A 23,092-nucleotide genomic window follows, 5' to 3' on the forward strand; every position below is an offset into this window, starting at 1 on the left:
TATGCTATACTAAAAGTAACTGATATGGTGGAGGAATTCGAATGAAAAAGAAAATTGCAGAATATGAAGTTGGTGAACAAGTCGATGTTTTCTTGTTAATTAAAACAGCGACAAAAGGTATCGCAAGCAATGGGAAACCATTTTTAACAGTAATCTTACAAGATCCAAGTGGAGATATTGAAGCGAAGCTATGGGACGTATCGCCAGAAGTTGAGAAACAATATGTAGCAGAAACAATCGTTAAAGTAGCTGGTGATATTTTAAACTACAAAGGACGTATTCAATTACGTGTGAAACAAATCCGTGTTGCGAATGAAAATGAAGTAACAGATATCTCGGATTTCGTAGAAAAAGCACCAGTGAAAAAAGAAGATATGGTTGAAAAAATTACGCAATACATATTCGAAATGAGAAATCCGAACATTCAACGTCTAACAAGACATTTATTAAATAAGCATCAAAACGAATTTTTAGAATATCCAGCAGCGACGAAAAATCATCACGAGTTCGTATCTGGACTAGCTTATCACGTCGTATCGATGCTTGATTTAGCGAAAGCTATTTCAAATCTATACCCATCTTTAGATAAAGACTTACTATATGCAGGCGTTATTTTACATGACCTTGGTAAAGTAATCGAATTATCTGGCCCAATTTCTACAACGTATACGTTAGAAGGAAATTTACTAGGCCATATTTCTATTATGGTGAACGAAATTGGTAAAGCGGCAGATGAGCTGAACATCGATGCAGAAGAAGTATTAATTCTTCAACACATCGTCCTTTCTCACCACGGAAAAGCAGAATGGGGTAGCCCAAAACCACCATTAGTAAAAGAAGCAGAAATTCTGCACTACATCGATAACTTAGATGCAAAAATGAACATGATGGATCGTGCATTAGGACGCACAAAACCAGGCGAATACACAGAGCGTGTCTTTGCACTTGATAATCGTTCGTTCTATAAGCCGACGTTTCATAATTAATAATGTGAATCAAATGGCCTCATTAAGTGTTAAAAGCTTAGTGGGGCTGTTGTATAATGATAATAAAGTTATTGAATTTTGATTATTAAAAAGCTAAGAGCCTTACTACATTCTACGTAGCAAGGCTCTTTAAAGTTGTTTCAAATTACATCCATCTGTTCGTTCAAGTGTAACTATTCGCAATTATTTGATATTATACAGGTGAATAGAAAGATACATTAAAATTTAGTTTCGTAGTTGTAAAAGGAGGTTATTTATCGAACATTAACGGGCAGTAAAACTCCCACCTCAAAATTTGGCTGGAGCAAAGAAGTTAGGTGGGGGTCGGGCTGCCCGTAAACGTCCGATTGGTGAGGGCTGATTATAGGTTCACTTTATATTGTTCTCTTATAATTTTCCAAAAAGGAGAGTTTATGAAAAAGATTATTGTTTTTGTATTAACGATATTTATATTATTCTCAGGATTCGCAACACAAAGTTATGCGTTGTCAGATTCGCAATCTGCGGCAATACAAGCGTTGCTAGATGATGCCTGTCGTATATCAGGTGTGCCGGGAATGTCAATCTCAATAATTGCTGATGATGAAGTGTTCTACTTTTCTTCAGGGTATGCAGACCGTGAAAAGGGGTTATCTGCAAGTGAAAATACACTCTATGAGTTAGCCTCGGTCAGTAAAGCTTTTACCGGTATGGGTATTATGCTATTGGAAGAGCAAGGGCTGCTCTCAAGGACTGACCCTGTCCAAAAATATTTACCTTGGTTTACATTAAAGTATCAAGGGAAACCTGTTGATATGCAAAGTCTTACACTAAATAACTTTCTTCACCATACCAGTGGTCTAACAAATATTAGGCATCTTCAAAATATTCCACAAGGCAATACACCGGATATGTTGCAAAAGACTGTGGAAATGCTCGTTGATGCTGAATTGGCGTTCCCTCCCGGTGAACAGTATAACTATGGAACCGTTAATTATGACGTATTGGGTTTGGTTATTGAGATTGTGTCGCGACAAAGCTATGAAGACTTTATGAAGGAACAGGTATTTCAGCCGCTAGGTCTTCACCAGACGTATGTTTATAAAGAAGATGCTCAAGCTACTGGACAGTTGGCACAGGGCTACCGTTCTTCCTTTTTTATGACAACTCCATTTAAAGCTCCGGATTATGCTGGGAATAAACCCGCAGGCTACATCATTTCTAATACAAAAGATATGGCTCGTTGGCTGGGCATACAGATGGGTATCGTGCAGGACATACCCGAAATATTTCACACGGTTATCGAAAAATCACATAGGGGTGATATGTCTGTTTCGGCTGTCAACGGTATGTATTATGCGGCAGGTTGGTCCGTAAATGCCGAACAAACGATTATAGAACACACTGGGGGCAATCCAAATTTCAGAACCGAAGTAGTCATACTGCCAAATGAACGAACAGCCGTCTCCTTGCTGAGCAACGGCACAAATACCAATACAAACATGGTACTAAAAGTTAAAGATATATTAGAAGGCAATCTAACTCAGTCATATGAAATAAGCGGCACACAGCTTTTGGATATCATTTTGTCGTCTATCACAATTATTTTTTGCCTATTGGCCGTTTTACTATTTCTCTTAGGATTACGCAGAAGGAGAACGAATGAGCAACAGCCAATGACAAAAAAGAGAATAACCGTAACAGTTATTTTCCTGATCGCTACGATTGCTCTGGGTATACTGTGCTGCGCTTTCGATTGGTCAACAATACTTATGTGGCAAACATATAGTGTTCTTACAGCTTTGATTTCGTCAGCATTATTAACAGCAAGCATTACATGGTTTGTATACACTCACCGATAAAATACCTTGCTCCCAAGATAAGCATAATGTTAAGTCATTAAAGTCCGATTGGTGAGGGCTGATAATCAGTGGGGGGGGAAGAAAACCCCCACTGATTAAAGTTTCACTTTATTAAAAATGAAATAAAATAGTTAAGAAGTACGCATGGGTGTAACGAAGAACTAATAAAACATATCTTGCCACTAGAATGGGGGCATATCAACTTTTAAATTGAGTACCGCCAGCATTTCAGAAAAAATACAATAAGCTGTCCATATGGGCAGCTTATTTACATAATTCTCGATATTGGAAGTTGATTAATATCAGTTCATTTGTTTTTCGAAAGGAGTTATTTTGTTCGTTCAAAGATAATATCAAAGTAATTCGCGTACCCCATAGTTGGTGGCGCAAATAGTTGATTTTATAGGGGGAAAACCTGTAACTAAAGCCTAACATAGGTGTTTTTGTTTAAATTTTGCTTAATTCTCACTAGTAATTAACTAAAAATTTAGAAATCGTTATATAATGAATTTAATTTAAAATTAGGAGTGATTAAATTGCCAGATATGATAAACTTCGTTCTTTTCATCATTATAGCGAGGTGTTAAAACTTCTAATAGAAAGCATATTCGATTAAGAAAGAAGGGGTAGTTATGAAAACTAGTGAAGAAACGCATTGGCAAAGGTTTAAACGTAAGAGTAAATCCCCGAAAGAGTGGTTAAAGAAAGTATACGAATTTTTTATTAATGAACACGTATGGGATGCTATCTTTAAAGTGTTCCTTAAACTAGTATGGGCAGTAAAAGGTATGGGGAAAAGCTTGAAACGGGTAATAGAAAACATATTCAATTAAATTCTATTCTTTCATAATTTCCTCATACGATCGATAATTTCCAATAAATTCGTTTTATATAATGGAGTGTGAATACAACAGTTGATACAGCAATGGCTATAATACCTATATGTGCGTAAAAATTGAAGTAATCATATTTCTGGAAGAAAAATTCAAGGACAGGAAATAAAAGAGTAAGACTAGCAATTAATATTAATTGTTCTTTTTTCATTATCATGCCTCCTTCTTTGTATAATTCAGCATTGATAGAAACAATTTCTATATGAATATCCTATACATGATCAGTTAACATAACGTCCTATTATCGGTAGCAAGGAAAAAGGAGGAACCCTACTCTCACAAGGGAACCTTCTTTTTTTGATCTATCAATCTATGCAATTTTTTATACATTCCTATTCTGGTGCGGTTTTAGGGTTCTTGTCTGTTATTGGATTAACGAAAAAACTGTATAAAATCTCGCATACTCTTAGCGTGTTTTTTTCAAAAATGCTGGCGATATCTCACATCCATCAACTTATGAATTTTATAATGTCCTCAAACCAAGAATTTCTCGTGTTTTTAGTCCAAAATGTTATTTAATAAAAAAATATCTCGAATTTGAGATAAATCACTTGCTTTTTAATCACTTGAGTTGTAAAGTGATAGTAACGAAAGTAATTGAGCCATATGAAAAACATACACTCAGTTGCTTTCGATTAAAAAACGAAGTAACTTATTTAGTAAAAACTAAGATGAATTTACAAAAACATAATGAGAATAAATTGAAAAGCTAAGAAGCATATTATTTTTTAGTTATCACTTGACTAGTAAAATGAAACGGAGGAATTATCAATGTATGAAATTAAAGGGCACCATCACATTTCAATGGTTACAAAAAACGGAAGTGAGAATAATCACTTTTATAAAAATGTACTTGGTTTACGTCGTGTGAAAATGACAGTAAACCAAGATGATCCATCCATGTATCACTTATTTTACGGAGATAAAACAGGAAGTCCGGGTACAGAGTTATCATTTTTTGAAATTCCTTTAGTAGGAAGAACATATCGCGGCACAAATGCGATTACTCGAATTGGATTACTCGTTCCTTCAGAGGAAAGCTTACATTACTGGAAAGAACGATTTGAGAAATTTGATGTGAAACATAGTGAAATGACAACATATGCAAATCGTCCTGCTTTACAATTTGAGGATGCTGAAGGTCTTCGCTTAGTACTACTCGTTTCAAACGGAGAAAAAGTAGAGCACTGGGAAACTTGGGAGAAATCAGAAGTTCCTGCAAAGCATCAAATTCAAGGAATGGGTTCTGTAGAAATGACAGTTCGTAGACTTGATAAAATGGCGAGTACACTTACAGAGATGTTTGGTTATACAGAGGTTAGCCACAGCGAAGAGGAAGCAATTTTTCAGTCCATTAAAGGAGAGGCTTTTGGAGAAATCGTTGTGAAATATTTAGATGGTCCTACTGAAAAACCGGGCCGCGGTAGCATCCACCATTTAGCAATTCGTGTGAAAAACGATGCAGAGCTTGCCTATTGGGAAGAACAAGTGAAACAAAGAGGCTTCCATTCTTCAGGAATCATTGACCGTTTCTACTTTAAAAGCTTATATTTCCGTGAATCAAACGGAATCCTTTTTGAAATTGCGACAGATGGACCAGGGTTTACAGTTGATGGAGATGTAGAACATTTAGGAGAAAAACTTGATTTACCACCGTTCTTAGAAGATCAGCGTGCAGAGATTGAAGCAAATTTAGCACCTATTGAAGAGAAAATATAAAATTTAAAACCATTGGAGGAATATAAAATGAACCAATTAAAAGGAATTCACCACGTTACAGCGATTACAAGTAGTGCAGAAAAAAACTATGAGTTTTTCACTCACGTTTTAGGAATGCGTTTAGTTAAAAAAACAGTAAACCAAGATGATATTCAAACGTACCATTTATTCTTTGCAGATGATAAAGGTAGTGCAGGAACAGATATGACATTCTTTGACTTCCCGGGTGTTCCAAAAGGAGTACACGGTACAAATGAAATTTCAAAAACTTCATTCCGAGTGCCGACTGATGCGGCGTTAGCGTATTGGGTGAAACGTTTTGACCGTCTTGAAGTAGAACATACAGGAATTAAAGAGCAATTCGGTAAGAAAACTCTTTCTTTCGTTGATTTTGATGACCAACACTATCAACTAATCTCTGATGAATTAGATAATGGGATAGAATCAGGTACACCGTGGCAAAACGGGCCAGTTCCATTAGAATACGCAATTACTGGCTTAGGACCTGTATTTATTCGTATCGCAAACTTTAGTTTCTTTAAAGAAGTGTTAGAGAAAGTTCTATTATTTAAAGAGGTTGCGCAAGAAGGAGAATTCTATTTATTTGAAGTAAACGAAGGCGGAAACGGTGCCTCTGTTATTGTAGAACATAATACGGTTCTTCCTGAAGCACAACAAGGATTTGGTACAGTGCACCATGCTGCATTCCGCGTAGAAGATCGCGCTGTATTAGAAGAATGGATTGAGAGAATCAGTAGCGTTGGACTTCCTTCATCTGGTTATGTAGACCGTCATTTCTTTGAATCATTATACGCAAGAGTTGCACCACAAATCTTATTTGAATTTGCAACAGACGGCCCAGGGTTTATGGGAGATGAGCCATACGAAACACTTGGCGAAAAATTATCTTTACCTCCATTCCTAGAGCCAAAACGTGAAGAAATTGAAAAATTAGTTCGTCCAATTGATACAGTGAGAAGTACGAAGGAATTTATTAAAGAGTAAAAATAGAGATAGTAAGTAGGAGAGCAGGTAGTTTTAGCGGAGTGCTGGAACTGCTTGCTTTTTATTTGTCCTGTTAAGTTTTCTGACAATTATTTCTCAAGTTATTAAAAAGGAAAAGTTTGGTATAATTAATTAAAACATTTAATTTTCTGATAATTATTTTTCAATACATAGAAAAGGAGTGGTAATATACAATTTTGATAATTGTATAAAAACCCTAATTTTGTAATTTTGGAGAAAAGGAGATGCGAGTGTATGGGAGCAGATGTAGTAACGAGGGAGCAAATGAAACATTCTTTAGATGATTGGTATCGTGTAATGTTGCAGCAAAATATAGAGAAGGCTACGGAAATGAAAGAGGAGATTGAAAGTAAGATTAGTGGGTTGGATGTGGATCAGGATGTATTACTTTATCATGCGTTGTTGAATTTTAGATATGATGCATTAGTTGATTGGATTTCAGTTAGAGAAGATAGTTTTGATAAAGTGGAATCTTTCGAAATTCCAACAGAGGGCTTTTTAGCTTATTATTATCACTTTTTTAAAGGGTTTCATTGCACATTAATTTCAAATTATAACGAAGCGAAAGAACAGTATGAGCAAGCTGAGAAGTTATTGAAATATATTGCAGATCCGATAGAACATGCGGAGTTTAATTATCGGATGGGATATTTTTACTATCAAGTATATCAGCAAATGTTAGCTTTAGATTATATCAAAAAGGCGAAAGAAATATTTTGTGAACATAAAGGTTACGAAGGAAACGTGGCGTTGTGTCATAACTTCATAGGATTATGTTGTATTGATTTTAAACAGTTTGAGTTAGCGGAGGAAAGTTTTAATACCGCAATCCATTTACTTCAACAACATGATAAAGAAGAAAAACATATTTTAATGGTTAGAAGTAACTTAGGGTGGTTATATAGTAGTCAGAATTTATCAGATTTGGCAATTAGACATTTAAGTGAAGTGACTAAGAAAATGCCTAAGCATTTTAAAGCGATTTTTACTGAAGCAGAGGAAAATTATAAACTGGGCAAAATAGAAATTGCTAATAACTTAATAGAACTAGGGCTGAAAATTTGTAATGAGTTGCAAAATAAAGAATTTCAACATCGCTTTATGATATTGAAGGAATTAAATATTAATTCGAGTGCTAATGAGTTAGAGAAAGTAACTGTGGAAAGTATTTCGTATTTTGAAGAACACTCCCTTTTAGATTGTGTTAAGGAATACGCAGAAATATTAGCTTATAAATTTTATCAAGAAGAAAAACATGAAAAGGCTAGTAAATACTTTTATATTAGTAGCCAAGCTCGAAAAAAACTTTTAAAAGAAGGAGCGCTAAAATAAATGAAAAAAATTAATGTATTGATAGCAGGTTTAGTAATACTACTTTCATTAGGGCTTACTGCTTTTACAGAGTCTGAACAACATGCTTTAAATAGAGGTGATGGTGGCGGAGCACCAGCAAGACCAGACTACGTTAACATTGGCGACACAGGAGGAGCACCAGCAGATAATAAAGGCGACGGCGGCGGAGTAAGCCAACTATAATAACAAAGAAAGGGACTTCAACATGAAGTCCCTTTTTCTATTTTCAGGTCATGTAGAGAAAAGAATTGACTTACTTTAAATCTGTAACTATAATAGTTACAGAATAACCATTAGTAATAGAAATGAGTTATATTTTTTTAGTATAATTGTAACTGTTTTAGTTACAATTAAAAAGAAAACATAAAACAACCAAAAAATGTAAAAACTTTAAATAGCAAATTGAGAAAGGAGACGGGAACTTTGAAACGGTTTAAGTTTTATTTGATTAGCGGTATTGTGCTTGTTTTGCTTATCGTATGTAACTTCGTTGATAAGCCGATTGCGAAGGTTGAAGAAGTGAAAGATACTGTTATGATGAAGCTGAATACGAAAGAGAGTATGGCGCAAATTGATGGGCAGACGATTTATTTTAAGCAAATTGGTGAGGGGAAACCTCCGTTACTCATGTTGCATGGGTTTGGTGGTTCTTCTGATGGGTTTAGTGATATTTATCCGGAACTAGTGCGAGATCATACGATTATTGCGGTTGATATTTTAGGATTTGGGCGTTCTTCTAAGCCGGTTGATTTTCAGTATTCGTTTCCTGCGCAAGTGAATTTATATTATAAGTTAATGAAGAAGCTCGGGTATGATCAATTCGCAGTACTTGGTCATTCGATGGGCGGAGAGATGTCTCTCAATTTAGCGTATTTATATCCGGATGCAGTGACGCATCTCATCTTGGCGGATGCTACAGGGATAGAGTCTTTCCAGCAAAAAGAAAGTTATGAAGTACCACCGCTATCGACGGACTTACAAACTGTAACCGAGATTACGAAGTATAATAAAAATGAAGTAAAAAATAGTCGTGATGATAAAGAGCATTATGATCAGCTTACGAAAATGAGAGAGCGCCGCATCGCGATGGAAGCCGATAAGATTAAGGTGCCGACTTTAATTATATGGGGACGACACGATAAGAGCGTTTCTTGGAAAAATGGTGAACTGTATCATGGGCTATTTGCAAATAGTACGTTTCATATTATTGAAAAAGGATACCACGCACCGTTTCGTCAAGAACCAATTGAGTTTATGGAATATGTACAAGCATTTTTCGCGAAGCATCCACAATAAAAATTTTAAGCATAAATCCACTTCTTTCCTCATAAAGTGAAACTAATAAGGCTTGTCTAAGGAAAGGAATGAAGTGATTTGGAAACTTTACCATGGTGGGTGTATCTTGTGATTGTCGGGATTGTACTAAGTGGCTACATGGTTTTATATACTTCGAAAAAAGAGCAAGATATGGATAATGAGTTTATTGAAAAAGAAGGCGAAGTATATATGAAGCGTTTAGAAGAAGAGCGTGAGAAACGTAATCAGGAAAGTGATAAAGATTCGGTATTGCTTTAATAGAAATTTTGAAAGGTTACCACCTAGTAGGATTTTACATCTCGGTGGTAGCTTTTTTTCTTCTGCGGGAGCAGTATATGTTCATCAAGCTAAGGTTATATTAGTTTAATTTTACATGTATAAGAGAGTCATCATAAACTTTTATTGATGGTATTTATATATTTTTTTACTCATAAGAATGGAACTAGTGGGGATTTTACTGGGGGGGGATTAACAATGCATAGGGATGAAACTTCATTACATCCGGATACAGGTGTTACATCTGTAATGTTTGTTGAGCGTTCATTAAATGAAATTCGTTTTTGGTCTAGAATCATGAAGGAGCATTCTTTTTTTCTTCGTTTAGGATTTAGGTGCGAGGATACTCAACTAATCGAAGAGGCGAATCAATTTTATCGATTGTTTGAACATATTGAACAAATAGCGCATTCCTATACAAATGAAACAGATCCTGAGCAAATAAAAAGATTTAATGCAGAAGTACAACAAGCCGCAACTAATATTTGGGGATTTAAACGAAAAATTTTAGGATTAATTCTCACATGTAAATTGCCAGGACAAAATAACTTTCCACTTTTAGTTGACCATACAAGTAGGGAAGCTGATTATTTTAGAAAACGTTTAATACAATTAAATGAAGGTAAATTAGATGCGCTTCCTGATGCTATTATTAAAGAAAATGTTTTCTTTTTACGGATTATGGCAGACCATGCTAAATTTATTGGCCATCTTCTTGATCCATCGGAAAGAAAGCTTGTAGATACAGCGCGGAATTTTAGCAATGATTTTGATGAATTGATGTATCAAGCAATTGACTTAGAATCTATGAAACCACAATCCCAAACAGCCCCTCTTTTAGATCAATTTTTAGATCAAAATCGTGTGTCGGTTGCATCTCTTCGGGATTTTAAGAAAACAGCACGTGATTTAATTGAGCAATGTAAAATAAAGAGTATCATTCATCCGTTATTAGCAGACCATGTTTTCCGTGAAGCTGATAGATTTCTTGAAATCATTGATATGTATGATGTTCATCTTACAAATATCCAATCACAACCTAGATATTAGAAGATAAGGAAAGATAGTATTTTACTTTCGATTGAGAAGTTAACAATTTATTGTTAGCTTCTTTTCTTTGTGATTAAAATTTTCTTTTAAGGACTACATAAATCCCTTTGACCAAATATGTAATTCTTTGTAAAATGATATATATGGAAAGATTATGAATATACAGGAAATCTATGGATAGTAGATTTTAATAAATTATTCGGGGGAAATTTATTAGTTAAGTATATTAACTTGTTTGCACTACATTTTACAAATAAAGGGGTATTAGTAATCATGAAAGCAAAGAAATTAGTAAGTTTAGCGTTACCAGTTATGTTATTGAGTGGTTGTATTACAATTGAAACTGATGGTAAGAAAGCTGAGCCAAAGAAAGAAGAAACGCAAAAGGTAGAGAAAGAGAATAAGACTTCTGAAAAAGAGAGTAAGTCAACTGATAGCAAGAAAGAGGATAGCTTATCTGTAGCGAAAGGTGAAGGTACAAACAGTAGTTCATCAAGTAGTCAACCAAGTTCTTCTTCAAATAATTCAACTTCTTCTAGTTCTTCAACTGGTAAGGTAACTGGTTCAGATGTTGAAAGGTACAAGGCAGATATCATAAATAGTGCTACTCAAATTGAAGATACAATGAAATTAATTGAAGGAATAGCAGATTCAGACGTAAAATCATATAAACAAAAGAAAAGTGAAGTACAACTGAGTTTAGGTGGAGCAAAGGCAACTGCAACGAAACTGAAGAATCTACAAGCGCCTCCTGAGTTACAGGGAGAACAGGCGAAGATAAAGCAGTCGATGGAACTATATGCGGATTGTTTTCAACTTCTCTTTGATGCATTGGACCAAGAAGACGAAAGTAAAATGCATCAATCATTAAGTAAAGCACAAGAAGGTTCGAAACTGTTTGAAGAGGCAGCGAAGAGTATCGGTAGTAAAACCAACTAAGAATAAATTATTTTAAGGGGTACTTGTGGGTGCAGTTGGTGCAAGTGAAGAGTTAGGAATTAGTTATGGAAACACATTACAAATTTATCAAATGGACGATAATGTTCGTATTCGATATGTAAAACAATAAATAATTGGTGAAAAACTCTGTAATAAATTTTACAGGGTTTTTTGTTAGTTCTAGTTTATTTTTTTTGGTCTTCCTAAGCGCTAAACATACTAGTATAAGTTGAGAAATGAACAAGAAGATTTGATGGGGAATATTGAATTTCCGATAAAAAATAACAATAGTAGACGCGTTTTTTCACGGTTTAAACCATAGTAACTGTAACCATCCAAAGCCCAATTCATACACTATGATGGAGGCTTTTTACTTACTAATCGGATGAAAAAGGAGTGTAATCATGAAGAAACGTACTGTTAATGAAGCGGGAGGGAATGTGCCACAACCAATCCGCAGCGACGGAGCAGGTGCGATTGATTCTGGACCTCGTAATGTTATACGGGATATTCAAAATCCGAATATGCTTGTTCCGCCTATAACGGATGCAGGGTTAGTTCCTAACTTGAAGTTTTCATTCTCGGACACTTCTATGATTTTGAAACAAGGCGGGTGGTCTCGGGAGATTACTGCTCGGGAACTACCGGTTTCGACGACGATTGCGGGAGTAAATATGAGTTTAACGGCCGGTGGAGTACGAGAACTACATTGGCATAAAGAAGCGGAATGGGCGTATATGCTTTTAGGACGGGCGCGCATAACGGCTGTTGATCAAAATGGGCGTAATTTTATTGCTGATGTTGGACCAGGTGATCTTTGGTATTTTCCGCCTGGTATTCCGCATTCCATTCAAGGATTGGAACATTGTGAATTTCTACTCGTTTTCGATGATGGGCATTTTTCTGATTTATCTACTTTAGCTATTTCTGATTGGTTTGCGCATACGCCAAAAGAAGTGTTGTCGGCTAATTTCGGAGTACCTGAGAGTGCTTTTCGTTCTATCCCTTCAGATCAAGTTTATATTTATCAAGGAGAGGTGCCAGGTTCGCTTGAAAGTCAGGAAATTCAATCACCGAAAGGAGAAGTTCCTTTAACATTTAAACATGAATTGTTAAAACAAAAGCCGATTAAGACGCCTGGTGGTAGCGTTCGAATTGTAGATTCTACAAATTTTCCTATTTCCAAAACAATCGCAGCAGCGCTCGTTGAGGTTGAGCCTGGTGGAATGAGAGAACTTCATTGGCACCCGAATAATGATGAATGGCAATATTATTTGACAGGGGAAGCGAGAATGACTGTGTTTCTTGGAAATGGTACCGCTCGTACATTTGATTATAGAGCTGGCGATGTCGGATATGTACCGTTTGCGACGGGGCATTATATTCAAAATACAGGTACCGAAACATTATGGTTTTTAGAGATGTTCAGAAGTAATCGTTTTGAAGATGTATCGTTAAATCAATGGATGGCACTGACTCCTAGAGAAATAGTGGAGAGTAATATACATGTTGGCCCGCAAGTAATGGATTCCCTGCGTAAGGAGAAGAGGCCTGTTGTGAAAGATCCGGGGTTTTCATATAGTCCGAAAAATGATGAGTAAAAATGAAAATTTGCGTTATTCTTTCTGGAGACTGATAAGAAGGGATGGCGTATTTTTTATGCCTAATCTAGTCTTAACTAGTATCTGTTCGTTGTATTATTGTTCGGGAAATTATTATAGAAGAAAAATATATGAAATCGACATACTACATAGCTTTATTTTCAGGTGTAACGCACAAGTTGCACAGCTAACGCAACGACAACTCGCTTTACTCTTCATTATGTATTTGTCCATACTAGACGTAGAGAGGTGATAAACACAGTATGATTTTTAGCGAACGTTTAAAAGAAGAAAGGGAAAAAAGAAATTGGTCGCAACATGATTTGGCTGAAAAAATTCATGTAAGTAGGCAGTCGGTTTCGAAATGGGAGACGGGAAAGAACTATCCGAGCATTGAAATTATTATTCATTTAAGTGATCTGTTCGGTATTACAATTGATGAATTGCTAAGGGGGGATGAAGAATTGACGCAGAAAGTAATTGAAGATAGTAAGCAATTGGCGTATCCAAAATGGAAGGTATTTTTTGATAGTCTATTTATGATAGGGGTATTTTTGTTTATTGCAAAAATCGTTGTATGGATGCTAAATAAGTTTGCAGGAGCAAGTATTACAATTGTAGCAGATGCGCCATATGTAATGAATCTTTTACCCCTTGCATTCATGATTATAGGTGGTATGGGATCGGATAAGTTGAAGAAAATATATAGATAGAGGAAAGATTTGAAAGAAATCCCCTACACTAGCTGTTCTTTTCACTTAAATTGTGTACTATAAAGGATAGGATGACATAAAGAAGGGGATATAGAGAATGGAATTTCATGAACAGAAGATTTTGCCGGCAGTGAGGCAAATTAAAGATTTGGAAAAGCTATTACATAGTTCGTATGAATATATTGTTATTTTAGATATTCATGTCGGTCAATTGAAGAGTGTTATATCGCTTGCGAAGCAATATTGTAAAAAGGTGTTTTTACATGTGGATTTAATTCATGGTTTGCAGAGTGATGGGCATGCGACGGAATATTTATGTCAGGAGTTTAGACCGTACGGGTTACTTTCAACAAAGGCGAGCGTTATTATGAAGGCGAAGCAAAAAGGTGTTGTGGCAATACAACGCATCTTTTTAATCGATTCGAGTGCGATGGAGAAGAGCTGCAATCTTTTAGATAAGACGAAACCGGATTATATTGAGGTACTTCCTGGAGCATTAACGGATGTTATTGCTGAAGTGAAAGAGCGTACTGGTGTACCGATTTTAGCGGGTGGTTTTATTCGTACTGTAGAAGATGTGGAAAGAGCTTTAAACGCTGGTGCGACAGCAATTACGACATCAAAACGCGAACTATGGAAACATTACCAAAAAAAGTGACGAAAATGTGAATTTTTTCGTTGACACCGCTTTCATTTACAGTTAACATTATAGACAAGTTAATAAACGTGACGGAGAAAAGTAGAGATCCACATTTCATTGTTTCTATATAAATTTATATAGAAGCGTGCAAGCTGTGGGTCTTTTTCTTTTGACAAAAACGAATGGCCATTCATTTTACCTCTATCACATTTGGAAGCGTTTAAATTGATTGTGGAGGGATACTATGTCAGCATTTTTAGGAGAGTTAATAGGGACTGCGTTGTTAATCGTACTTGGTGGCGGCGTTTGTGCTGGTGTAAGTTTAAAGAAATCGTTTGCGAAAGATTCAGGTTGGATTGTTATTACAATGGGCTGGGGCTTAGCAGTAGCGGTTGCAGCGTATGCGGTTGGATCAATTAGTGGGGCACATTTGAATCCAGCTTTAACAATAGGATTAGCATTTAAGGGAGCGTTCCCATGGAGTGACGTACCAGGTTATATCGCAGCACAAATGATTGGGGCAATTATCGGGGCAGTTATCGTATATTTACATTACTTACCACACTGGAAAGAAACAGAAGATCCAGGAACAAAGTTAGGTGTATTTGCAACAGGTCCAGCAATTCCGAACACATTTGCAAACCTTTTAAGTGAAATGATTGGAACATTCGTTTTAGTATTTGGTATATTAGCAATTGGTGCAAATAAATTTGCAGATGGATTAAATCCATTTATCGTAGGTTTCTTAATTGTAAGTATTGGTTTATCATTAGGTGGGACAACAGGATACGCAATTAACCCAGCACGTGATTTAGGTCCGCGTATCGCACACTTCTTCCTTCCGATTGCAGGAAAAGGCGGTTCAAATTGGAAGTATGCATGGATTCCAGTAGTTGGTCCAATTTTAGGTGGATCACTTGCAGGTTTATTCCATCAAGTTGTATTTGAAGGAAAACAAAATTCAGCACTTATTTATGTGATTATCGCAACTGTGATTGTACTAGCAATCTCTTATATGACAAGTAAAAAAAGCGGAAGCAATACAAATAGTAGAAAAGTAGCATAAGGGGGAAACCGATATGAAAAAATATATTCTTTCATTAGACCAAGGAACAACAAGCTCACGTGCAATTTTATTCAATAAAAAAGGTGAAATTGTTCATTCAGCTCAAAAAGAGTTTACACAACATTTTCCAAAGCCGGGCTGGGTAGAGCATAATGCGCAAGAAATTTGGGGATCTATTTTAGCAGTTATCGCAACTTGCTTAAGCGAAGCAGATGTAAAACCAGAACAAATCGCTGGTATCGGTATTACGAACCAACGTGAAACAACGGTTGTATGGGATAAAACAACTAGTAAACCAATTTACAACGCAATCGTATGGCAATCTCGCCAAACAGCTGAAATTTGTGATGAGTTAAAAGAAAAAGGTTATAGCGAAATGGTTCGCGAAAAAACAGGTCTTTTAATTGATGCATACTTCTCTGGAACGAAAGTAAAGTGGATTTTAGATAACGTTGAAGGTGCAAGAGAGAAAGCAGAAAACGGGGATCTATTATTCGGAACAATTGATTCATGGCTTGTATGGAAACTATCTGGTGGTAAAGCACACGTAACAGATTACTCAAACGCATCACGTACGTTAATGTTTAACATTCACGACTTACAGTGGGATGATGAGCTTCTAGACATGTTAACAGTACCAAAGAGTATGCTTCCAGAAGTACGTCCATCATCTGAAATATATGGAGAAACAATTGATTACCACTTCTTCGGTCAAAATGTACCGATTGCAGGTGTAGCTGGTGACCAACAAGCAGCATTATTTGGACAAGCTTGTTTCGGTGAAGGTATGGCGAAAAATACTTACGGAACTGGTTGCTTCATGTTAATGAACACAGGTGAAAAAGCAGTAGCTTCTGAGCACGGTCTATTAACAACAATTGCATGGGGAATAGATGGTAAAGTAAACTACGCATTAGAAGGAAGTATTTTCGTAGCAGGTTCTGCAATTCAGTGGTTACGTGACGGAATGCGTATGTTTAAAGATGCAAGTGAGAGTGAAGTGTATGCGAGTCGCGTTGAATCAACTGATGGTGTATACGTTGTACCAGCATTCGTTGGACTAGGAACACCTTATTGGGATAGTGAAGTACGCGGCGCTATGTTTGGTGTAACACGCGGTACGACGAAAGAGCACTTCATTCGTGCAACGCTAGAATCTTTAGCTTACCAAACGAAAGATGTATTATGCGCAATGGAAGCAGATTCAGGTATTGAACTGAAAACATTACGCGTTGATGGCGGAGCAGTTAAAAATAACTTCTTAATGAAGTTCCAAAGTGATATTTTAGATGTTCCTGTAGAGCGTCCAGTGATCAACGAAACAACGGCTCTAGGTGCAGCATACTTAGCTGGTCTTGCGGTTGGATATTGGAAAAACCAAGATGAAATTAAAGAACAGTGGCATATGGACAAACGCTTTGAACCAACGATGGAAGCGAAAACAAGCGAAGAGCTATATGCTGGATGGAAAAAAGCAATTGAAGCAACAAAAGCTTTCAAATAATCATAAACAGTGTTATAATGGTGACAAGTTAATAATTCGGTAGGAGATTTGGAGAGACCACAACGCGCTATAGAGGCGAAATCTATAGCGGAGTTTGTGGTCTCTTTTTTCGTTATCAAAGGGAGGAATTACCATGAAATTTTCAAGTAAACAACGTAAAGACGTATTAAACGGAGTAAATAAACAAGAGTTAGATGTGATCGTAATTGGTGGAGGTATTACTGGTTCTGGTATTGCATTAGATGGAGCAACACGCGGGTTATCAACAATTGTGTTTGAAATGCAGGACTTTGCAGCAGGTACATCAAGTCGTTCAACGAAGCTTGTACACGGTGGTCTACGTTATTTAAAACAACTTGAAGTGAAAATGGTAGCAGAGGTGGGTAAAGAGCGTGCGATCGTATATGAGAACGGTCCCCATGTAACAACACCAGAGTGGATGTTACTTCCGTTCCATACAGGCGGTACATTCGGATCATTTAGTACATCAATTGGTCTTCGTGTATACGACTTCTTAGCAGGTGTAAAACGAAGCGAGCGCAGAAAGATGTTTAACCGTGAAGAAACATTAAACAAAGAGCCTCTTGTAAAAAAAGAAGGATTAAAAGGCGGCGGTTACTACGTAGAATATCGTACAGATGATGCGCGTCTTACAATTGAAGTAATGAAAGAAGCAATTGAGCACGGCGCAAAAGCTGTTAACTATGCAAAAGTAGACAGTTTCTTATATAAAGATGGAAAAGTATGCGGTGTACGTGTAATCGATTTACTAGACGGAGAAGTATACGAAGTTTACGGTAAGAAAATTGTAAACGCAGCTGGCCCTTGGGTAGATACACTTCGTGAAAAAGATAATTCGAAAAAAGGAAAAGTACTTCAGTTATCAAAAGGTGTTCACTTAGTAATTGACCAAAAACGTTTCCCATTAGGTCAAGCGATTTACTTCGATACACCAGATAAACGTATGGTGTTCGCGATTCCTCGCGGCGGAAAAACATACGTAGGTACAACAGATACGTTCTATGATAAAGACGCAGCTGTACCACAAATGACAACAGAAGATCGCACATACATCATTAATGCGATTAACTACATGTTCCCAAGCGTGAAAATTACAGAGAAAGACATTGAATCAAGCTGGGCTGGTGTACGTCCGTTAATTTATGAAGAAGGTAAGAGTGCATCTGAAATTTCTCGTAAAGACGAAATTTGGACTTCTGAATCTGGTTTAATTACAATCGCAGGTGGTAAATTAACAGGATACCGCAAAATGGCTGAAATGGTAGTAGACTACGTAACGAACTTACTACAAAAAGAAGGTCATAGCGCATATCCGAAGAGCGACACGAAACATATGCCAATCTCTGGTGGACATGTAGATGGTTCACACGGATTCCCAGCATTCGTTGCGAAAAAAGCTGGCGAAGGTACGAAATATGGTTTAACAACAGCACAAGCAGAAGAATTCGCGAAATTCTATGGTTCTAACGTTGACGTACTATTTGACTTAGCGAAAAAACATAAAGACGAAGCGAAAGAATACAACATGCCGCTTGACGTTCTAATCCCGCTTGTATATGCAATGGATTACGAAATGACAGCAAAACCAGTTGACTTCTTCGTACGCCGCAGAGGCGCTGTATTCTTCAACATCCACTGGGTATACGAGTGGAAAGAAGCAGTAATCAACTACATGGCTGCGAAACTAGGCTGGAGCAAAGAAGAACAAATGAAATATACAGCAGAACTAGAAAAAGCACTAACAGACGCTGTTATTCCTGTAGATCAACAAGAACAGGCAGCTGCGTTAGCGTAAAATAGATATGTTTTTGGAAGAAAGAATTGTGTAGGTATAAAAATACACAATTCTTTCTTTATTGTAGGGGATAAATTATGAGTATTTGGTGTTAAAAAGACTCTTATCATTAATGGAGAGAGTCTTTTTATTTTGCGTGCCCAGCTAAGCTGGGCACGCTTGCTGGTGAAAGTCCAGCCTAGGTAAGAGCCAAGTCGTCTAGTAGCTAACAGGCAACTGGTGGAGAAATCCTAAGGTTGAAGCTCTGTGACAAAGTGACTTCTATTTAGAAGTGCGAGCGAATCAACAAACCGTAACATAAAGTGAACCTTGCCGCCTCGTTAAAAGAAACCTAGCAATAGGACAAAGGGAAGTTGAGCCTGGTGAATATAGGAGAAAACCATGGAAGACGTGAAGAACTTGGAAATACAGCATCGAAGAATCCTTCGGGGTACGGAGGATGGTATGTTGAGAAAGTAGTGTCTGGAACTAGGGAGACCTTCCTTTGCCCTTTCTTTCAGAAAGGAGAGAGAAAGCCTATAAGCATATGCGAAATGGTGGACTGTAAAGAGGGAGTCGGAGGAGATCATAGTACTGAATATCATAACCACAACACAACGTTATGTAGGGAAGGACCTCTACTTTGTTCATAAGTTGGAAGGAGGTACGAGTGAGTGAATACTGGAAAACTTGCTAACTACACTGATGTAAAAGCTCAAGAACTTTGGAAGACTTTATATCTTTGTGCCAAAGAAAATTCAAGCCGAAGATTTCATGCGTTGTATGATAAGATTTATCGCCCCGATATACTAGCTGAAGCATGGCGAAGAGTAAAACGGAATAGAGGAAGGGAAGGAGTGGATGGACAAAGAATTGAGGGAATTGTTCACCAATATGGAGAACGTAACTTTCTAAATGAGTTGTACAAGGAACTCAAAAGTAAGCCATATCATCCACAAGCTGTGAGAAGAACCTATATTCCAAAGGGGGATGGAAAACAAAGACTACTTGGAATTCCTACGATCAAAGATAGAGTTGTACAAATAGCAACAAAATTAGTCATTGAACCAATCTTTGAAGCTGAAACAGAAAAGAGATGGCGAAGCCATCCCTAAAGAAATTTAATCTGTTTCAGTTTTCTACTTTACGAGAATATATTGGGGGATATTTCGCTTGTGACTATCCCTTGCTGATGAACCAAGAGATGGATTTTCCGGTAAGAATTTTATTATTTTACATTTATTTCAATTAAATTCATTTGGTGAATAGGTTACTAAATGAAATGTTTATCTAAACTCAGTATCAGTATAACAAGAAAAAATAGTAAAAACAGTATTATTTTGGTTATATATGTATATTAGAATTTATTTGATGTTAGGAGGGGATAGTGATTAAGAAGAAAATTTTGTATTCTTTGATTTTTTTAGTTTTTGTTTTTGCAATTTGCGCTGTCTATTTCTTTTTCTTTCAACCTACGAGTTTGGTTAAAATAAATCAATCAGACAACCTTGCTTTACTAGAAAAAAGCAAAAAGGAGCAAGGAAGATCATGGGCACTTTTAAATTTAAATTCGGAATATTGGGAATTCGAATCTAAAAGTAAGATTAAGGTTGCGATATTAGACAGTGGAATAGAAAAACAACATGATGATTTAAAAAATCTTGTAATTAAAGAATACAACGTAATTGAGCCGCAACATCCAGTAATTGATGTTTTAGGCCATGGAACGAATGTGGCAGGTATTATCGCAGCAAATAATAACAAAATTGGAATCACTGGCGTTGCAGCATCGCTAGTGGAACTCTATGATGTTAAAGTTCTTAATGATGATGGAAAAGGGAAGATTGATAATTTAGTTCAAGGTATTAATTGGTCCGTTGAAAAAAATGTTGATGTGTTAAACATTAGCTTTGGTATGTCTTCTAACCATCCTGAACTTGAAAGGGTGATTGAGAAGGCGATTCAAAAAGGGATAATTGTTATTGCAGCTGCAGGTAATAATTATGGCGGAAAAGTTGAATATCCAGCTAATTATAAAGATGTTATTTCAGTAACAGCAGTAAATCACGCTTATAAAGCTGCAAGTTTTGCTGCAAGGAATGGGAAAATTGATTTTGCAGCCCCAGGTGTGAACGTAATAACCACTACAACTTCTAATGGTTATTCGATTGAAAATGGAACATCTCTAGCAACGGCTCACGTAACAGGAATTGTATCTTTAATTCTTGCGAATAAGGAAACATTTAAACTGCCATCTAGCAAAGTAAAGTTCCCTCAAGAAGTGTATAAAATTTTAGAAAAAAATACAGTGGACATTGGTGGCAGTAATCAAATTGGCAATGGTTTTATAAAATTATAGTAGGGTGGAGAATTATGATTAAAAAGATAGTATCATTAATGTTAATCTTTGTTTTAAGCATTGGAATCATTCCAAATGGTAAAGTTTTAGCTGAAGGTTGGGTTCAAGACGAGAATATTGAAGTACTTGAGAATAATAGTGAGAAAGTAGAAGTACAAACAGAAGTTGAAACGGTAGAAGGTGATGCAACAGTTTCAGCGGCTTGGGATAAAACAGATAACACATTTACAGTGAAATCAATGGAAAAAGATGCAAACGGAAATGAAGTTGAAAAAGAATATAGAGTTGACGTTGAAGAGGCTACTGACGAAGTGTTTAAAGCGACATTTACCGATATAAAAACAAACGAATCTTTTGAAGTAGATTCTATGGAAGCGCATGCTTCTGTAGTGTTCTTATTACCGCTGGCAGGTGTAATTGGTCAAGGGCTTGTTTCGCATTTAATCGCGATTGGTGCTGCTGTAATTATTGCAGGTGCTACATATACGGTAGTGGGGAAAGTTGCAGCAGAATTACGAAAGAAAAAATATGATCACTATGCTGCTGTTTTAACAAAAGGTGATTTATATATTGGCGGACCAATTTCTAAAGCAACTGCAGTTTCAAGAATGAAATCAAGTGATAAAAAGAATAACAATGTTTGGTCAAAAACTTATGCTTTAGCGGCAACTGTTGCAAAAGATGCTGGAAACGGGAGAACACCAATTGGCCCTGAGCGTGACAAAGGAAAAACGTCAGCAGAAGGTTATTATTTCCACTTCCATATCCATAATAGAACAGGTGGTCATTCATTCTATTAAAAAGGAGTAGTGTATGATAAATAAACTTTATGAAAAATACAAAATGCGAAACATCCCAAATAAATTTTCGATAGACGAAATTGATACAATTTTGAAAAGTGAGTATAGAGCTACAGAAATCAAAAAAAATAAAATTGGTTCCATTTATCTAGATACAAATATCGAATTTAAAGAAATAGTAAAGTGTTATAAGATCGAGGAAAAGGCTGTTTTGATGGGGTTGTTTAGTGATGCGGAAAAAAAAAATTTTGCTGAAATGATACAACTTAATCAATCTGAACAAAATACAGATTTCAATGAGCAAGATCTTTTCAATAAAGAAATTCAAGAAGGCAAATTAATTGTTATTTTTTTAGCAAGTGCGGATGGCACATACATTAATTACTTCAACCTATTAGGTCATTCAGAGATGATGTACAATAAACTTACAGTTCTTATGGGCTTAGAAAAAGAAGAATGTAATATTGAAAATCCCTTGTTTCAAGAATACTTACAGGCACTAGCTGCGATTGGGTATTTAGAAGAATAAAGTGAAAATCACAGTGATTTGAAGTGAGCCATGAAAATGGAACACACGTTAAAAAAACTAAACCATCTATTTCCTATATACTTTAGGGGATAGATGGTTTAATTTTTAAAAATTTGTATACTTATTATGCGAATTCAAGAGGTGTTTTTTCTCTTGACTAAAAATAAATAAAATGTGTTACAATGATGATAGAGTATGTAGTGTGAATTTTGCATAAAATAAAAAAGACAGAAGCCTGAGAAACTTCTGCCTTGTGTAACCTAACTTGCTATTGTGGTGGTAGTAGGTGCGGTTATAAGACAATTACATTAACGTTTTAGCCGAGAACCGCCCTTACCTTTTCCACGAAGCAGGGTGGTTCTCGCTTTTTTGTATACAGAAATTAGCCACGGACCGACGTATCTTCTACCGATGACAACGCCAGCTCCGGTTAGGATACCATACACTAATTTAATTACAAACATCGCGATCATATTATCACCTCCCCCTTTTTTCAAAATGGAAGAGATGATTGCCACACCTACTAGTTATAGCTTATTAAGTTACGTATTCATTGTATTATGTTTTAAAATAGGGAACAAGATATATGGATGAAAATTCCTAGTTTTAAATGGTGGTTGTGTAAATTGTAGTTTATCATGTATAACCTGTTTATGAATTTCCTACAAGTTAAGGTTTTCATGCA

The 23,092-nt window shown here is 36.3% G+C and carries 23 protein-coding genes; 21 read left to right on the forward strand and 2 right to left on the reverse strand.

The annotated features are described in order from the left end of the window. Positions 1 to 41 precede the first annotated feature (41 nt). From yhaM to NST86_RS05415, 3 genes are all read left to right on the forward strand, one after another. Complete coding sequence (gene yhaM, locus NST86_RS05405) at positions 42 to 986, forward strand: 3'-5' exoribonuclease YhaM (protein ID WP_063264014.1); 945 nt, start codon at positions 42 to 44, stop codon at positions 984 to 986. Between the two features lie 413 nt (positions 987 to 1,399). After that, on the forward strand, positions 1,400 to 2,827 hold the full coding sequence (locus NST86_RS05410; protein ID WP_137026001.1) for a serine hydrolase domain-containing protein: 1,428 nt from the start codon (positions 1,400 to 1,402) through the stop codon (positions 2,825 to 2,827). Positions 2,828 to 3,459: 632 nt separating this feature from the next. Further along, on the forward strand, positions 3,460 to 3,660 hold the full coding sequence (locus NST86_RS05415) for a hypothetical protein (protein WP_000858032.1): 201 nt from the start codon (positions 3,460 to 3,462) through the stop codon (positions 3,658 to 3,660). A 22-nt stretch (positions 3,661 to 3,682) separates the two neighbouring features. On the opposite strand, the gene NST86_RS05420 is transcribed toward NST86_RS05415, so the two are convergent. Further along, the gene (locus tag NST86_RS05420; RefSeq protein ID WP_016117365.1) at positions 3,683 to 3,871 is read right to left on the reverse strand and encodes a hypothetical protein; all 189 of its coding nucleotides are present in this window, start codon (positions 3,869 to 3,871) and stop codon (positions 3,683 to 3,685) included. Between the two features lie 620 nt (positions 3,872 to 4,491). On the opposite strand from NST86_RS05420, the gene NST86_RS05425 reads away from it, so the two are divergent. The 18 genes from NST86_RS05425 to NST86_RS05510 all read left to right on the forward strand — a co-directional run bounded on the left by NST86_RS05425 (position 4,492) and on the right by NST86_RS05510 (position 22,407). Further along, entirely contained in the window at positions 4,492 to 5,439 is a 948-nt protein-coding gene (locus NST86_RS05425; RefSeq protein WP_016117366.1) for a ring-cleaving dioxygenase, read from the forward strand. Between the two features lie 27 nt (positions 5,440 to 5,466). Beyond that, positions 5,467 to 6,444 (forward strand): ring-cleaving dioxygenase, encoded by a 978-nt coding sequence (locus tag NST86_RS05430; RefSeq protein WP_061663881.1) that lies wholly within the window; start codon positions 5,467 to 5,469, stop codon positions 6,442 to 6,444. 255 nt (positions 6,445 to 6,699) lie between these two features. Then, complete coding sequence (locus tag NST86_RS05435) at positions 6,700 to 7,797, forward strand: response regulator aspartate phosphatase (protein WP_000500590.1); 1,098 nt, start codon at positions 6,700 to 6,702, stop codon at positions 7,795 to 7,797. Then, positions 7,798 to 8,001, forward strand: a complete 204-nt coding sequence (locus NST86_RS05440; protein WP_000723609.1) for a hypothetical protein — start codon at positions 7,798 to 7,800, stop codon at positions 7,999 to 8,001. Positions 8,002 to 8,241: 240 nt separating this feature from the next. Next, positions 8,242 to 9,114, forward strand: a complete 873-nt coding sequence (locus NST86_RS05445) for an alpha/beta fold hydrolase (protein WP_000819468.1) — start codon at positions 8,242 to 8,244, stop codon at positions 9,112 to 9,114. Between the two features lie 78 nt (positions 9,115 to 9,192). After that, a complete protein-coding gene (locus NST86_RS05450) occupies positions 9,193 to 9,393 on the forward strand; it encodes a sporulation YhaL family protein (RefSeq protein ID WP_000449225.1) in 201 nt (66 codons plus the stop codon). A gap of 216 nt (positions 9,394 to 9,609) precedes the next feature. After that, complete coding sequence (locus tag NST86_RS05455; RefSeq protein ID WP_000554479.1) at positions 9,610 to 10,461, forward strand: DUF2935 domain-containing protein; 852 nt, start codon at positions 9,610 to 9,612, stop codon at positions 10,459 to 10,461. A 273-nt stretch (positions 10,462 to 10,734) separates the two neighbouring features. Beyond that, positions 10,735 to 11,400, forward strand: coding sequence for a DUF7018 domain-containing (lipo)protein (locus tag NST86_RS05460; RefSeq protein WP_000644835.1), 666 nt, complete (start codon positions 10,735 to 10,737; stop codon positions 11,398 to 11,400). Between the two features lie 404 nt (positions 11,401 to 11,804). Continuing rightward, positions 11,805 to 13,001 carry an oxalate decarboxylase family bicupin gene (locus tag NST86_RS05465; protein WP_340933306.1) on the forward strand — a complete coding sequence of 399 codons (1,197 nt, stop codon included), beginning with the start codon at positions 11,805 to 11,807 and terminating at the stop codon, positions 12,999 to 13,001. A 263-nt stretch (positions 13,002 to 13,264) separates the two neighbouring features. After that, positions 13,265 to 13,714 carry a helix-turn-helix domain-containing protein gene (locus NST86_RS05470; RefSeq protein WP_061663879.1) on the forward strand — a complete coding sequence of 150 codons (450 nt, stop codon included), beginning with the start codon at positions 13,265 to 13,267 and terminating at the stop codon, positions 13,712 to 13,714. Between the two features lie 97 nt (positions 13,715 to 13,811). After that, the gene (glpP, locus tag NST86_RS05475; protein ID WP_000394285.1) at positions 13,812 to 14,372 is read left to right on the forward strand and encodes a glycerol uptake operon antiterminator GlpP; all 561 of its coding nucleotides are present in this window, start codon (positions 13,812 to 13,814) and stop codon (positions 14,370 to 14,372) included. Between the two features lie 226 nt (positions 14,373 to 14,598). Continuing rightward, on the forward strand, positions 14,599 to 15,420 hold the full coding sequence (glpF, locus tag NST86_RS05480) for a glycerol uptake facilitator protein GlpF (RefSeq protein WP_001272195.1): 822 nt from the start codon (positions 14,599 to 14,601) through the stop codon (positions 15,418 to 15,420). Positions 15,421 to 15,433: 13 nt separating this feature from the next. Next, a complete protein-coding gene (gene glpK / locus NST86_RS05485) occupies positions 15,434 to 16,924 on the forward strand; it encodes a glycerol kinase GlpK (RefSeq protein WP_000760006.1) in 1,491 nt (496 codons plus the stop codon). Between the two features lie 133 nt (positions 16,925 to 17,057). Next, a complete protein-coding gene (gene glpD, locus NST86_RS05490) occupies positions 17,058 to 18,740 on the forward strand; it encodes an aerobic glycerol-3-phosphate dehydrogenase (protein WP_000672831.1) in 1,683 nt (560 codons plus the stop codon). A gap of 653 nt (positions 18,741 to 19,393) precedes the next feature. Beyond that, the gene (locus NST86_RS05495; RefSeq protein WP_016117367.1) at positions 19,394 to 19,834 is read left to right on the forward strand and encodes a hypothetical protein; all 441 of its coding nucleotides are present in this window, start codon (positions 19,394 to 19,396) and stop codon (positions 19,832 to 19,834) included. A gap of 272 nt (positions 19,835 to 20,106) precedes the next feature. Further along, the gene (locus NST86_RS05500) at positions 20,107 to 21,078 is read left to right on the forward strand and encodes a S8 family peptidase (protein WP_061663878.1); all 972 of its coding nucleotides are present in this window, start codon (positions 20,107 to 20,109) and stop codon (positions 21,076 to 21,078) included. Between the two features lie 14 nt (positions 21,079 to 21,092). Next, a complete protein-coding gene (locus NST86_RS05505) occupies positions 21,093 to 21,878 on the forward strand; it encodes an SAR2788 family putative toxin (protein ID WP_016117370.1) in 786 nt (261 codons plus the stop codon). A gap of 13 nt (positions 21,879 to 21,891) precedes the next feature. After that, positions 21,892 to 22,407 carry a hypothetical protein gene (locus NST86_RS05510; protein WP_016117371.1) on the forward strand — a complete coding sequence of 172 codons (516 nt, stop codon included), beginning with the start codon at positions 21,892 to 21,894 and terminating at the stop codon, positions 22,405 to 22,407. A gap of 308 nt (positions 22,408 to 22,715) precedes the next feature. Here the strand turns inward: NST86_RS05510 and NST86_RS05515 are convergent, their stop codons facing one another. Further along, positions 22,716 to 22,880 carry a hypothetical protein gene (locus NST86_RS05515; protein ID WP_000561154.1) on the reverse strand — a complete coding sequence of 55 codons (165 nt, stop codon included), beginning with the start codon at positions 22,878 to 22,880 and terminating at the stop codon, positions 22,716 to 22,718. Positions 22,881 to 23,092: the final 212 nt, after the last annotated feature.

The organism is Bacillus sp. FSL L8-0199, from assembly GCF_038005705.1.
Lineage (GTDB): Bacteria > Bacillota > Bacilli > Bacillales > Bacillaceae_G > Bacillus_A > Bacillus_A cereus.

What these genes read in the sequence shown, in the direction of transcription:
- NST86_RS05455 (WP_000554479.1), top strand. Translation starts at nt 9,610, where the DNA reads ATGCATAGGGATGAAACTTCATTACATCCGGATACAGGTGTTACATCT.
- NST86_RS05430 (WP_061663881.1), top strand. Translation starts at nt 5,467, where the DNA reads ATGAACCAATTAAAAGGAATTCACCACGTTACAGCGATTACAAGTAGT.
- NST86_RS05470 (WP_061663879.1), top strand. Translation starts at nt 13,265, where the DNA reads ATGATTTTTAGCGAACGTTTAAAAGAAGAAAGGGAAAAAAGAAATTGG.
- NST86_RS05415 (WP_000858032.1), top strand. Translation starts at nt 3,460, where the DNA reads ATGAAAACTAGTGAAGAAACGCATTGGCAAAGGTTTAAACGTAAGAGT.
- NST86_RS05440 (WP_000723609.1), top strand. Translation starts at nt 7,798, where the DNA reads ATGAAAAAAATTAATGTATTGATAGCAGGTTTAGTAATACTACTTTCA.
- yhaM (WP_063264014.1), top strand. Translation starts at nt 42, where the DNA reads ATGAAAAAGAAAATTGCAGAATATGAAGTTGGTGAACAAGTCGATGTT.
- NST86_RS05465 (WP_340933306.1), top strand. Translation starts at nt 11,805, where the DNA reads ATGAAGAAACGTACTGTTAATGAAGCGGGAGGGAATGTGCCACAACCA.
- NST86_RS05425 (WP_016117366.1), top strand. Translation starts at nt 4,492, where the DNA reads ATGTATGAAATTAAAGGGCACCATCACATTTCAATGGTTACAAAAAAC.
- glpK (WP_000760006.1), top strand. Translation starts at nt 15,434, where the DNA reads ATGAAAAAATATATTCTTTCATTAGACCAAGGAACAACAAGCTCACGT.
- NST86_RS05410 (WP_137026001.1), top strand. Translation starts at nt 1,400, where the DNA reads ATGAAAAAGATTATTGTTTTTGTATTAACGATATTTATATTATTCTCA.
- NST86_RS05505 (WP_016117370.1), top strand. Translation starts at nt 21,093, where the DNA reads ATGATTAAAAAGATAGTATCATTAATGTTAATCTTTGTTTTAAGCATT.
- NST86_RS05515 (WP_000561154.1), bottom strand. Translation starts at nt 22,880, where the DNA reads ATGATCGCGATGTTTGTAATTAAATTAGTGTATGGTATCCTAACCGGA.
- NST86_RS05420 (WP_016117365.1), bottom strand. Translation starts at nt 3,871, where the DNA reads ATGAAAAAAGAACAATTAATATTAATTGCTAGTCTTACTCTTTTATTT.
- NST86_RS05460 (WP_000644835.1), top strand. Translation starts at nt 10,735, where the DNA reads ATGAAAGCAAAGAAATTAGTAAGTTTAGCGTTACCAGTTATGTTATTG.
- NST86_RS05510 (WP_016117371.1), top strand. Translation starts at nt 21,892, where the DNA reads ATGATAAATAAACTTTATGAAAAATACAAAATGCGAAACATCCCAAAT.
- glpP (WP_000394285.1), top strand. Translation starts at nt 13,812, where the DNA reads ATGGAATTTCATGAACAGAAGATTTTGCCGGCAGTGAGGCAAATTAAA.
- glpD (WP_000672831.1), top strand. Translation starts at nt 17,058, where the DNA reads ATGAAATTTTCAAGTAAACAACGTAAAGACGTATTAAACGGAGTAAAT.
- NST86_RS05435 (WP_000500590.1), top strand. Translation starts at nt 6,700, where the DNA reads ATGGGAGCAGATGTAGTAACGAGGGAGCAAATGAAACATTCTTTAGAT.
- glpF (WP_001272195.1), top strand. Translation starts at nt 14,599, where the DNA reads ATGTCAGCATTTTTAGGAGAGTTAATAGGGACTGCGTTGTTAATCGTA.